Origin of the sequence: Legionella genomosp. 1, from assembly GCF_900640215.1 — a bacterium.
Classification (GTDB): Bacteria; Pseudomonadota; Gammaproteobacteria; order Legionellales; family Legionellaceae; genus Legionella_C; species Legionella_C quinlivanii_A.
The window spans coordinates 14,812-27,378 of the sequence record NZ_CAAAJH010000025.1 but is presented as its reverse complement, the minus strand read 5'-3'; the positions used below and the strand labels follow the sequence as shown (position 1 = coordinate 27,378).

Here is a 12,567-nt window from a genome sequence, read left to right as displayed (position 1 = left end):
CTGGTTGGCGCCTCGCGACAACCGGGTTTTCATGCTGCTCAAGTTACAAAACCCGGTTGTCGCGAGGCGCCAACCAGGCTACTCGCTGATGCATTTGTACTTCGCTATCTATTAATCGGAGAGCATAAATTTGATCTCATCAATCATTGCATTGGTTCTTGCCAGTAAATACTTGTCATTGGTGGCCATTGTTTTGACTAATTGCAATTTCCGTAAGGCATCGCGCTGACGTCCCTGTAATAACTGACACTGAGACTCAGTAAAATAGGCGTAAGCTTTTTTTCCGGAGGCAGACTGAGCCTGTGCCAGCTCCTCACAAAGCGGTAAATCTCTTTTAAAAACTCTTGACCCTTTAAGTAAAATGCCAGTAGCCCGGTTGGCGTCGCCAGCGGCAATCAATCCCTGGGCATGCGCCATCAGGGCAGCATAATTATCAGGGTAATTTCCCTGCAGCTCTTCGAGGCGTTTTAACGCGGCCGCGTATCGCTTGTTGCCTGTTTCAGCGCGAGCCATCGCAATCTGATAAAAAAGATTATCGTTGTCATTAGCCAGCAAACTTTGCAGGCGAGACTCTGCCTGCTGGTATTGATTCAGGTTAAGCAGGGCGAGTACATAGCCGTACTGGCAGGCGGTTACTGAATTATGGCGGTTACATTCTTTTTGATAGTAATCCATTAATTGGCGGTTATCTTTTGCAACCGAGGTGCGGATAAGTTCCTTGAATAAACGATAATCGAGATTATCCGGATATTGTTTTTTTGCCGATTGGGGAATCCGGTTTTCGGCTTCAGCAATCCTGTCTTCATCCAGTGGGTGGGTGCGTAAAATAGCAGGTACATTGGCAGTATAATAGTAACGCGAGCTTTCCTGCATTTTTTTGAAAAAATCAGCCATGCTTTGAGGGTTAAATCCTGCACGTATCAGCATATCAATGCCAATACGGTCTGCTTCTTTTTCGTTTGCACGTGTGAAATTTATATTATCCTGCGCAAAGCCTGTCAGTGAAGCCATCATGGCACCGCTGCCTAGTGTAGGATTCACTACGCCCAGAGCCGCTGCAGCCAGTAAACTCGCCAGCATGGGAATACGCATTTGTTTTTCATGTTCAATAAGGCGATATAAATGGTGCAGGCGGACGTGAGCTATTTCGTGTGCCATCACCGCGGCAAGCTCGCTTTCGCTTCTGGTGGAAAGAATCAGCTGTGTGTTGACCCCAATATAGCCTCCAGGTCCTGCAAAGGCGTTAATTTCGTTTGATTTAACAATAAAGAAGTAGGGGGTTGGAATTTTCGCAAATTTTGCCAGTCGTTTGCCGATATGATTAATATACTGACTGGCTAATGGATTTCGTTCAATACTTTCAGACTGATTTATCTGCTGTACGAATTCTTTCTCAAGTTCTTCCAGTTCCTGGGTTGAATAAGGAGTAAGTGGAGATGAGGAATGAATAGAAGGCGACAATAGCGCGACTGTTAATAGCACCAGACACCGGGAAACTAGGCCTAAGCTTTTGCCTGATTTTCCATTCATAAAGGATTTCTCGCTGTTAGAGGTCATCGTTTCAGTTTATACCTGATTGCAGTTTATAGGTACCCTGCGTTGAATTTACAGTATACTGTTATTCACAGACTACTAAAAAATAGAAGATCTTGATATCATGTTTAATTTTAACTCGTTGATTTAACCATGCACAATCAATTTATGCTCGCCGCTCTCGAACAAGCGTGGATCGGGCGCGGAAATTGCGCACCCAATCCCAGTGTTGGTGCGATTGTTGTGCTGGATGGTAAAATTTTGGCTTCCGCTTATCATCGAGGCGTGGGTTGCTTTCACGCTGAGCGCTCGGTGCTGGAGCAAGTGGCTGAACAAGCCCGTGGTGCGAGTCTTTATGTCAGCCTGGAACCTTGCAATCATTGGGGGCGTACACCTCCCTGTGTCGATATCATTATTTCTGCCGGTATCAGCAAAGTGATTTATGGTTATAAGGATCCTAATCCGCTGGTTGCCGCCAATAACAGCACACAAATATTGCAGGAAAAGGGAATCGAAGTCATCTACTGGCCAATGCCTGAAATCGGGCAATTTTACCAGAGTTATGCCTTTTGGACTCGCACAGGGCGGCCCTGGGTTACTGCTAAAATCGCTCATACGCTAGATGGTAAAATAGCCGGCGAGGAGGGCGCCAGGGTCCAGTTATCCAATGAGGAGTGTTCTCGTTTTACTCATTTTAATCGCTTGCATACCGATGTGATATTAACTTCCGCAATGACTATTATAAAGGATGATCCCTTATTCAACGCCCGCATGCCTGATTTTGAGAAAAAAAAGAAAATTGCCATTCTTGATTCGAGATTAAGCATTCCCGATGATGCGAAAATTTTTTCTTCAGCCGAACATTGCTATATTTTTCATGATGAGGGCCATTCACCGCTTCATATGAACCCGAATTGCAGCTATTATCCAGCTCCCATGATTAAGGGGCACATCGATCTTAATTATGTACTTGAACAATTAGGGCTTTGGGGTTTCCACGATGTTTGGCTTGAGGCTGGCGGTAAATTATTTTCAACATTTCACGAGCAAAAATTACCACAGCGCAGCTATCTTTATATTGTTCCCGGTTTTTTAGGCCAGCAGGCAACTTCTGCATATCATGGCGATAATTTCTTTCAATCGCGTAAATATTCAATTGACTGGCAAATCGCGGGAGACAATGTAATAGCGTGCATAGACTGGCAGGAGGAATAATGTTTACCGGATTAATTCAATGCTTGGGTGAAGTAAGATCAAATACAGATCATAATCAGGCAAAACGCCTGGTGCTAACTTTACCCGAGTTGGACGAGGGTAATTTCCAAACGGGAGAAAGTATTGCCGTCAATGGCGTATGCCTGACCTTACTGCCTGATCATGGACAACAGTATTCATTTGATATATCTGCGGAGACGCTGGCTTCAAGTACTTTAGGCGCGCTTTCAGAAGGAGATAAAGTCAATATCGAGCGGGCAATGCTGCCAAGCACAAGATTTGGCGGTCATTATGTCAGCGGTCATATTGACGCGATGGCAACACTTACTTCAATTAAACCGATTGGTGAGTGCCTGGAACTTACAGTTGAGGAATTTAGTATTCCTGCCAGAGCCTTCCTGTTGCCCAAAGGCAGTATCGCCTTAAATGGAGTAAGCCTGACAATAAACAAGGTAGAAAACGAGCGCATTAGTTTAATGCTGGTTCCTCATACGGTTGCCCATACTACATTCCCTTATATGTCAGCAGGGCAACGTTTAAATATTGAGTTTGATTATTTAACACGTGTTATGGCTCATCAGCTTTCATCATTGCTGCAATTGAAAAGAGAGGTAAACGAATGACGACATTTGCCACTATTGAAAAGGCAATAGAAACATTAAAAGCCGGGCGAATGATTATTCTTATGGATGATGAAGATCGGGAAAATGAAGGCGATTTGGTTTTAGCCGCGGAACATGTAACTCCGGATGCAATCAATTTCATGGCCAAACTGGGCCGTGGACTGATTTGCCTGCCAATGGCTGCTTCCCTGATAGAACGATTGGGTTTGCCGATGATGGCAAGTAAAAACCGCTCGCCCTATGGAACCGCATTCACTGTTTCTATCGAGGCAGCGCAGGGTGTATCTACAGGTATTTCTGCGAAAGACCGTGCCCACACTATTCGAGAAGCGGTGAAGCCAGATGCCAGACCTGAGGATATTATTTCACCTGGCCACATTTTCCCTTTGCGTGCCAGAGAAGGTGGGGTTTTGGAAAGGCCGGGCCAGACGGAAGGCAGTGTTGATTTAGCTAAATTGGCAGGTCTTGTTCCTGCTGCGGTGATTTGCGAAATAATCAATGATGATGGTTCAATGAGCCGTCTTTCCGCACTGGAAGAGTTTTCGGTAAATCATGATATACCGCTGGTGACGATACGTGATTTAATTGATTATCGAATACAGCATGAAACACTGGCAGTTCCTGCGGCATCCTCAATAATCCCAACGCAGGATTACGGGGATTTTGAAATGACCGTATTTGATAATCAGATCGATGGTCTTGAACATTTTACCCTGTTAAAAAAGCCGGCGACAGGAAACAAACTGCCTTTAGTGCGCATCCATTCAGAATGCCTCACAGGGGATGTGTTTGGTTCATGCCGTTGTGACTGCGGAGGACAATTGAATCAATCTCTGGCCCAGCTGTCGCAGGAAGGTGGTTTGCTGATTTATTTAAGACAAGAGGGAAGAGGGATTGGTCTTAAAAATAAACTAAGGGCCTATGCCTTACAGGATAATGGGCTTGATACGGTTGAAGCCAATTTAAATCTGGGGTTTGCTGCTGATAGCCGTGACTATGCGATGGCCTATCAGATTCTCAGGCATTTTGGTATAGATTCTTTAAGACTGCTTACCAATAATCCGGAGAAAGTAACTGCTTTGGAAAAATATGGTATTAATGTTTCGGAACGGGTTCCCTTGCTGATTCCCCCTGTTGCGGCCAACAGAAATTATCTGAAGGTCAAGAAGCAGAAACTGGGTCATTTATTATCCATTGAGTAAATGAAATTGAACGCCCTGTCTGACAGAGCGTTCTAAACGCTTAACTTTCCTGAATGCTTCAATAAAATGTGTTATTTATGGACGTTTTTTGTTAAAATTAAATCCCGTTCATATGCAAAATATTTTAATTCGCTCTATCAAGAGTAAGAGCATCGTAACGGGGTCATTATGACAAAATATATTTTTATTACCGGTGGGGTCGTTTCCTCCCTGGGTAAAGGCATTGCTGCAGCTTCTCTTGCGGCTATTCTCGAAGCACGCGGACTCAAAGTCACGCTTATCAAACTTGATCCCTACATTAACGTTGATCCCGGCACAATGAGCCCTTTTCAGCATGGAGAGGTTTTCGTCACTGAAGATGGTGCTGAAACCGATTTGGACTTGGGACATTATGAGCGTTTTGTTCGCACCACAATGACCAAGCGCAATAATTTCACCTCTGGAAAAATTTATGAAACGGTCATAAAAAAAGAGAGGCGAGGCGATTATTTAGGGGGAACGGTTCAGGTAATCCCGCACATCACCAATGAAATCAAGCATTGTATCAAAGCTGGTGCCGATCAGTTCGATGTTGCATTAATTGAGATTGGCGGTACAGTAGGCGATATCGAATCATTGCCGTTTCTTGAAGCAATTCGGCAAATGCGTATTGAAGTCGGTGCCCAACATTCGTTATATATCCACCTGACACTGGTGCCTTATATTCCTACTTCCGGTGAGACTAAAACCAAGCCGACTCAGCATTCAGTTAAAGAGCTGCGCTCCATTGGTATCCAGCCAGATATTTTGATTTGCCGCTCAGAAAAAGCCCTGTCGCAGGCTGATCGATCCAAAATCGCCTTATTTACCAATGTTGAAACTGAAGGCGTTATTTCTTTAGAAGACGCCAAGAGCATTTATCAGATTCCAATGATTCTTCATGCCCAGGGACTGGATGAAATTGTGGTTAAAAAGCTGGGCTTAAATCCTCCAGCGGCTGATTTGCATGAGTGGCAAGCTGTCGTCGATAAGCAGTCCGCCCCTACCAGTAAAGTTAAAATTGCGATGGTCGGAAAATATACTGAACTAAATGATGCCTATAAGTCTATCAATGAGGCACTTTGTCATGCCGGAATTCATTGCCATACCAAGGTTGAAATTGTTTATATCGATGCAGAATCGATTGAAAATCAAGGTGTTCAAGCATTAGGTGATATAGACGCTGTTCTTGTTCCTGGCGGCTTTGGATTACGAGGCATTGAAGGAAAAATTGAAACTATTCGCCATGTTCGCGAAAATAATATTCCTTATTTAGGAATTTGCCTGGGCATGCAAACTGCGGTTATTGAGTATGCCCGTCATGTGGCTCATTTAGATAATGCCAATTCAACCGAGTTTAATCCGTCTACTCCTTATCCGGTTATCGGACTGATTAGTGAATGGATGGATGAAGACGGCAGCCTTAATCTTCGCAATGAACATACCGATCTGGGGGGCACAATGCGCCTTGGAGCCCAATCCTGTAAATTACAACCCGATTCTCTTGCCAGCAAAATATATGGGAAAAATGAAATCGTGGAACGCCACAGACATCGTTATGAGGTCAATAATCATTTTATTGATCGCCTGACTGATGCGGGCCTGCTTATATCCGGCCGCTCAGCTGATGGAATGCTGGTTGAAATGATTGAATTACCTGACCATCCCTGGTTTGTAGCCTGCCAGTTTCATCCGGAATTCACTTCAACTCCTCGTGATGGGCATCCGCTATTCAAAGACTTTGTTCTGGCAGCCAGAAGCTATTCTCAAAAAAAGGATAAGTTATGAAACTTTGTGGTTTTGAAGCAGGATTAAATGCTCCCTTATTTCTAATTGCAGGCCCTTGCGTTATTGAAAGTGAATCACTTGCTCTGGAAACTGCGGGTTATTTAAAAGAGATTTGCAACCAGCTCTGCTTGCCATTTATTTATAAATCTTCTTTTGATAAAGCCAATCGATCTTCTTTGAGCAGCTATAGAGGGCCAGGATTTGAAAAGGGCCTTATGATTCTTGAGAAGGTAAAAAAAGAGGTCGGAGTTCCCATACTCACAGATGTTCATGAAGATACCCCCTTACTTGAGGTGGCCAGTGTTGTTGATGTGCTGCAAACGCCTGCATTTCTTTGCCGTCAGACCAACTTCATTCAAAAAGTAGCCGCAATGAATAAGCCGGTTAATATCAAAAAAGGGCAATTTCTCGCCCCTTGGGAAATGAAGCATGTGGTGACCAAGGCTCAGGCTTGTGGTAATGAGCAAATTATGGTTTGTGAGCGCGGTGCTACTTTTGGTTATAATAATCTGGTATCTGATATGCGTTCGCTGCAAATAATGCGTGAAACCAATTGTCCTGTTGTTTTTGATGCAACGCATTCTGTCCAGCTTCCAGGCGGTAATAATGGCAGCTCAGGAGGACAAAGAGAGTTCGTTCCAGTCCTGGCGCGCGCTGCAGTAGCTGCCGGGATCGCGGGGATTTTTATGGAAACTCATCCCAATCCTGATCAGGCGTTAAGCGATGGCCCCAATAGCTGGCCGCTGGATCAAATGAAACCTTTACTGGAGTGCCTGATTGAGCTGGACAATGTGGTAAAGAGCAGGCCTTTGATTTAATGTAACTCCCCAGGTTGCGGATAAGTTTGATTTTAATTCAATCAAATCGTCTCAACGTCATCCTGAACGAAGTGAAGGATCTCCTGAGTCTGGCTCAGTTCTAAGCAGTTTGAGATCCTTCGCTACGCTCAGGATGACATACCTGGAGAGTTACGACAACGTAATGGTAGTCTCATCATGCCCCCTCGATTACTGATAACGATTAGATTACAATTAATAATACTTCTTAAATTTCATGGATGAGAAAGCATGCCCATTCTAACCGTTCATTTCGTCCTGTATAACAATGAGTAATCTGGATACCAGAAATTTTGCTATCATTGTTAACCAACAGGCACGAAATGCAGAGAAAATCGATAGCTATTTATCGCGATTGTCGGAAGCAGGATTCCAGTACCAGTTTTTTTCCGTAGCGCCGGAATCTCTTGAGGACACCATTAAGCTTTGCCAGAAGAAATTCGACTTAATTCTAATTGGCGGAGGCGATGGAACGCTTCGCAGTGCTGCCCAGTTGCTGGTTAATTCGACTACCACAATGGGCGTATTGGCCTTAGGTACTTTGAATCATTTTGCCAGAGAGTTAAAGCTGGCAACAACAATTGATGAGCTCATTGGTGCTCTTCACTCTCCTGTTGTTAAAAAAATTGATATTGCTCAGGTCAATGACCATGTATTTATAAATAATTCTTCCATCGGATTTTATCCGCGCTTTGCAAAAAAACGAGACTCCTATGCTAAACGGATTAACAAATGGCTGGGCTATATACCCAGTTTTATACACGCTTTGCGCACACATAAAACATACAGCATCAGGCTTAACGGTGAAGAAATGGATCTTCGCCTTCGGTCATCATTTATTATGATTAGTAATAATTGCTATAGCTGGGAATTTCCTGCTAAATTCGCTCGTGAAAGCTTCAATGAACATAAGCTGGGAGTTTATTATTTAAAGCATGGAAGAATAGAGATTACTAAAATTTTCGATGTCTTGCTGGGAAACAATAATCATTTTGAAGCGACCTGCAGCAGTTATCCTTTAGAAATTAATATTGAAAAATATAAAGAAATCAGTGTATCTCTGGATGGTGATGCTCATAAAATGACTTTGCCATTAAAATATCGATTATTACCCGATTCACTAAACTTGCTGGTTAGCTCATGAAAATCATTCACATATCCGATTTACATTTTGGATTACATCGACAGGAAATAATACATCGTTTTTTGATAGAGGCGGCTGCAATCCAGCCTGAAATTATTATTATTTCGGGGGATCTGACTCATCGCGCCCGTTCTGAGCAATTCCGTGATCTGAAAGCCTTCCTCTCCCGTCTGCCCGGCAAGGTTCTGATTGTTCCTGGAAATCATGATGTTCCTGCATTTGATTTAATTCAGCGCTTTCTTACCCCGTTTGATAAATATCGGCACTTTATTTCAAATGCAATGGAAGTGAGCTATGAAAATGAAAGCGTACGCATTTTGGGACTCAATAGCGTTAATCCTTACAGTATAAAAGACGGTAAGCTTTCTTTGGATAGTTTAAAGAAAATTGAAACTTATTTTAGTGAGGCTGCAAATAAGTTAAATATTCTCTTTTTTCATCACAACTTTCAGCATTTTGAGGGCTTGCACAGGCCATTAAGTAACACGCGCGAGTTTATTGAATCGCTTAAAAAGTCTGCTGTTCATCTGATTTGCACCGGACATCTGCATTATGCGAATGTCAGCTTTCTCGAAAAAAACGGCCAGGAGTCGTTCGCTTTGCTGCATGCGGGGTCTCTGTCATGCCAGCGAACTCGCGATGATCGAAACAGTTTTTATCTGATTGAGGCAAAGGCAGGGGAATGCACTATTGAGCTGAGAACTCATGAGCTTAATCAATTCAATCGAAAGGAAAGCCATTACTATCGCTTTTGAGTAAGGCAATGGCTTTCCTGAAGGTCAGGATTTTCGTCTGAATTCCATCAAAGTAAACACACTGGAAGTCGGATAGCTGCTCACAAATTCAAAACCTGCTGGTTCAATACATTGTTGCCACTCAGCCAGTGAGCGTTGCCTGCCATCCAATAATACCATCATTACGATATCCATCGTTTTGTTAGGATGCGGCAGATCATTAACAGGCATGACCTGTTCCGCAATCAGTAAAGTGGAAGACTGCGGCATGCGCTGATAGCAATTAGTGAGAATGGTCTTCATCATTTCGTCATTAAAATCATGAAGAACCCCTTTATATAAATAGGCATCGACCATGGGGATTTCAGCAAAAAAATCTCCGGCCTGCAATTGTATCCCGGAGGGAAAGTCAGAGTTTGACAACTGATCAATTACTGACGGAGTATCAAACACAGTGATGGATAGTTCCGGATAATACTTATGAATTGCCTTAGCCATTCCCCCGCGGCCGCCTCCCATATCAGCCAGCGACTGAAACTGGCCAAAGTTGTAGCATTTCGCAATAGGCTCATCATCGTAGGTCGAGAGTTTAGCCATCCCTCTATCGAAATTTGCCTGCTTTTCGGCATGATTGCTAAGAAAGGTGAAAAATTCTTCGCCATGTTTATGTTCAAATGCTGATTTACCATTTTTTATACTTTGATCAAGCATTGAAAAGGCATCCCACCAGTTATCATCAACCATTCGTAAGACGTCCCGAACAGAATGAGGATCATCATCGCGAAGCGGTTTTGACAGCTCTGTCAATGCATAGACGTCAGGTGTCTGGTATTCAAATAAGCCATAGGAGCTTAAAAACTTCATAAGCCTGCCTAGAAGTTCGGGATCCGTGCCGCTTTTTGCTGCAATTTCTTTAACACTGAGGGGTGTTTCTGTCATGCAGTTTGCGATTCCAAGAGAAGCAATGGCATGAATAGCTCTTGAGACGACATACCAGCGAGACATTGTAGCTAATCGAACGTGAGGGGCTTCATTTTGTGTTTGCATTGCAAGTCCTTGGCAAAAATATCCTGTTATTTGTTCAATATAGCCTAGATACCTCCCTCTTCTCAATCGGCGGAATAGAAATCATCAGAATGAGCGCTAAATTTCGTTTTTGCAGTTTAAACCCGATGCTGTTTAATTTAAACTAGGGTAATTATTTCAATCTATCAGAGTGATGTGAGGCTGACCAAACTAAATTCCGAACTGCTCGGCGAGCCGGTTAAATTAATCGCAATACTCCTGTTTACGATTTTCCTGGCCTTATTCCTGACTGAAATGTACTCTCTTGCGATAAAGTCTCAGGAGCAGAGTTCTGCTGAATTAAATATTGAGAGGGTCAAGCCTGGACCGAGCCAGGAAGAGCTGAATAAAAAGTCTGCTATTTTTAAAGCAGCATTGTTTGGAGTTTATGTTCCTGTTAATTTATCAGGGCAAGATATTAAAGAATCAATGCTTGATCTTGAGATAGTAGGAATCATGTATTCCCCGGAAAAAAACGCCTCTCAGGTATTGATACGTTCTGCTGGAGGTCAGGAGCGACTTTATGTGATTGGAGATAGCTTACCGGGTGGCGCAACGATTAAATCAATCAATGAGCAGGATATCGTTGTTTTGCATAATGGTGCTTTAGAGAGCATCAAGTTACCCAAAAACCAGCTCCATTTTGATGGGCCGGTCAAGCCGCTTTTTAAGGATTAGCCAGTATGCGATTAGTTTCAAAATTAATCATTCTCTTAATTTGTTGTTTTTTACAGACGGCCTGTTTCAGAGCTGTAAATTTCGATGAAGGGATTGCCTGTTTCCGTGCACAGGATTATAGAAAAGCCTTCATTCACCTCTTGCCTGCAGCGGAAGGCGGCCAGCCAGATGCACAATATGCAGTGGGTTATATGTATTACTATGGACGAGGGGTTGTTGAAGATCGTGAAAAGGCCTGGCTATGGATCAACAGAGCTGCAGCGGCTGGACAAGCGGACGCACAACAAGCGCTTGTAATTTTGAATACTCATCACAAGATGGTTAGATGATATAGGCTTTACAGCTTCGTAGGTCAGGGCTTTCGCCCATAGCGGTCAGGCTAAGAAGTAATGTTATCCCCTCTCCACCGCGCTCAGCGTGGGGGAGAGGGTAGGGTGAGGGGGTTAAAAAGTTTATCACGTTAGTGATTCCATTTTGTTGTGGCAATAAACCATCGCCACAGAAATATGATTAATGAATCGCTACGCGACCTTGTTTATAGCCCCCTCTCCCTAACCCTCTCCCCCGCTGCGCGCGGTGGAGAGGGGATCAGATATTCTTAATCATTCCGGTTTTTGCAATGACTCAATCACAGCACCCAGGAAACGAGTGGCTTCTCCACCGGTTACAGCTCGGTGATCAAAGCTTAGGGAAAGCGGAAGCAAGCGGTGGGATTTTATCTGTCCACTTGCGGTAACTGCCCCGCTGTACAAACGGCCTACGGCTAAAATAGCAACCATTGGTGGAACAATAATGGGACTTGCGAATTTGCCCGCAAATTTTCCAAAGTTTGACAGGGTGATTGTTGCCCCTTTTAGCTTATCTGCGGGAACCGCTCGCTCACGGACAGATTTTTTAAATTCATCGATGATGGTTCTTAGTTCCTGCGCTGATTTTTTATCTGCGTCATGAATAACCGGCACAAACAATCCATCCTCTGTATCCATTGCCAGACCCAAATGAACACTTTCAAAACATTTACGAGCAGAATGTTCTGTGTTGAACCAGGCATTGAGAGCAGGCTCTTTCTTTGCACCATCCGCTATTGCACGAATGAGACGGGCAGTAATATCCTGATTAGGTTGCCAGGCTTCAATATCGGCTTCATCGAAGATGCTTACAGGTACGATAACCTGATGAGATTGAACCATGCTGTTTAACATCGCACGTCGTACACCACGTAAAGGTTCAAATCCTTCGGGTATGCTTGTTTTAGGGCTTGCGGCACGTTCCACATCATCACGTGTTATCATCCCATGCTGACCTGTGCCAGCCAGGGTGCACAAATCCACGCCCAATTTTTTAGCTAAAACGCGTACTGCAGGCGTCGCTTTAGGGCGTTTATTGTTTTCAGATGCTGAGGGGCTTATTGAGCCGATTGTAAAATTATCTTCACTGACATCATGGCTCTCTTCGAGATTGCCGACCACAGTACCTTTATCGGTTCTTGCTGCGGTTGTTTCAGCAAATGCGACTAAAGGGGTACCGGTTTTCAGTACATCGCCAGGCTTTCCAAATAACTTAACAATGGTGCCGTCCTGAGGGCAGGGAACGTCTACCACCGCTTTCGCAGTTTCCATAGACACCAGCGGTTGATCCAGTTTGACCCGGTCGCCTTCCTTTACAAACCACTCATGAATTTCAGCATCAGGCAGACCCTCACCCAAATCAGGCAGATTAAAAATATTCATA

General features: G+C 43.8%; 12 protein-coding genes. 9 read left to right on the top strand and 3 right to left on the bottom strand.

The features are described 5' to 3' along the window. Positions 1-111: 111 nt before the first annotated feature. Positions 112-1,530, bottom strand: coding sequence for a M48 family metalloprotease (locus E1O89_RS14925; protein WP_133140852.1), 1,419 nt, complete (start codon positions 1,528-1,530; stop codon positions 112-114). 156 nt (positions 1,531-1,686) lie between these two features. On the opposite strand from E1O89_RS14925, the gene ribD reads away from it, so the two are divergent. The 7 genes from ribD to E1O89_RS14890 all read left to right on the top strand — a co-directional run bounded on the left by ribD (position 1,687) and on the right by E1O89_RS14890 (position 9,114). Next, a complete protein-coding gene (ribD, locus tag E1O89_RS14920; protein WP_133140851.1) occupies positions 1,687-2,748 on the top strand; it encodes a bifunctional diaminohydroxyphosphoribosylaminopyrimidine deaminase/5-amino-6-(5-phosphoribosylamino)uracil reductase RibD in 1,062 nt (353 codons plus the stop codon). Then, positions 2,748-3,371 carry a riboflavin synthase gene (locus tag E1O89_RS14915; RefSeq protein WP_133140850.1) on the top strand — a complete coding sequence of 208 codons (624 nt, stop codon included), beginning with the start codon at positions 2,748-2,750 and terminating at the stop codon, positions 3,369-3,371. The genes ribD and E1O89_RS14915 overlap by 1 nt, the downstream gene beginning before the upstream one ends. Continuing rightward, positions 3,368-4,573, top strand: coding sequence for a 3,4-dihydroxy-2-butanone-4-phosphate synthase (ribB, locus tag E1O89_RS14910; RefSeq protein ID WP_133140849.1), 1,206 nt, complete (start codon positions 3,368-3,370; stop codon positions 4,571-4,573). The genes E1O89_RS14915 and ribB overlap by 4 nt, the downstream gene beginning before the upstream one ends. Before the next feature lie 168 nt (positions 4,574-4,741). Next, positions 4,742-6,379, top strand: a complete 1,638-nt coding sequence (locus E1O89_RS14905; RefSeq protein ID WP_133140848.1) for a CTP synthase — start codon at positions 4,742-4,744, stop codon at positions 6,377-6,379. Then, positions 6,376-7,197 carry a 3-deoxy-8-phosphooctulonate synthase gene (gene kdsA / locus E1O89_RS14900; RefSeq protein WP_133140847.1) on the top strand — a complete coding sequence of 274 codons (822 nt, stop codon included), beginning with the start codon at positions 6,376-6,378 and terminating at the stop codon, positions 7,195-7,197. Before E1O89_RS14905 ends, kdsA begins: the two co-directional genes overlap by 4 nt. 286 nt (positions 7,198-7,483) lie before the next feature. Beyond that, positions 7,484-8,359: a diacylglycerol/lipid kinase family protein gene (locus E1O89_RS14895; protein ID WP_133140846.1), complete on the top strand. Its 876-nt coding sequence runs from the start codon at positions 7,484-7,486 to the stop codon at positions 8,357-8,359. Further along, on the top strand, positions 8,356-9,114 hold the full coding sequence (locus E1O89_RS14890; RefSeq protein ID WP_133140845.1) for a metallophosphoesterase family protein: 759 nt from the start codon (positions 8,356-8,358) through the stop codon (positions 9,112-9,114). The genes E1O89_RS14895 and E1O89_RS14890 overlap by 4 nt, the downstream gene beginning before the upstream one ends. A gap of 24 nt (positions 9,115-9,138) precedes the next feature. Here the strand turns inward: E1O89_RS14890 and E1O89_RS14885 are convergent, their stop codons facing one another. Then, positions 9,139-10,140 (bottom strand): methyltransferase, encoded by a 1,002-nt coding sequence (locus E1O89_RS14885; RefSeq protein WP_133140844.1) that lies wholly within the window; start codon positions 10,138-10,140, stop codon positions 9,139-9,141. 174 nt (positions 10,141-10,314) lie between these two features. Between E1O89_RS14885 and E1O89_RS14880 the strand changes: the two genes are divergently transcribed. Both E1O89_RS14880 and E1O89_RS14875 read left to right on the top strand, forming a co-directional pair. Then, complete coding sequence (locus tag E1O89_RS14880) at positions 10,315-10,836, top strand: type II secretion system protein N (protein WP_133140843.1); 522 nt, start codon at positions 10,315-10,317, stop codon at positions 10,834-10,836. A gap of 5 nt (positions 10,837-10,841) precedes the next feature. Then, the gene (locus tag E1O89_RS14875; RefSeq protein WP_112219672.1) at positions 10,842-11,165 is read left to right on the top strand and encodes a tetratricopeptide repeat protein; all 324 of its coding nucleotides are present in this window, start codon (positions 10,842-10,844) and stop codon (positions 11,163-11,165) included. A 273-nt stretch (positions 11,166-11,438) separates the two neighbouring features. Here the strand turns inward: E1O89_RS14875 and E1O89_RS14870 are convergent, their stop codons facing one another. Continuing rightward, positions 11,439-12,566 carry a dihydrolipoamide acetyltransferase family protein gene (locus E1O89_RS14870; RefSeq protein ID WP_133140842.1) on the bottom strand — a complete coding sequence of 376 codons (1,128 nt, stop codon included), beginning with the start codon at positions 12,564-12,566 and terminating at the stop codon, positions 11,439-11,441. Between the last annotated feature and the right edge of the window lies 1 nt (position 12,567).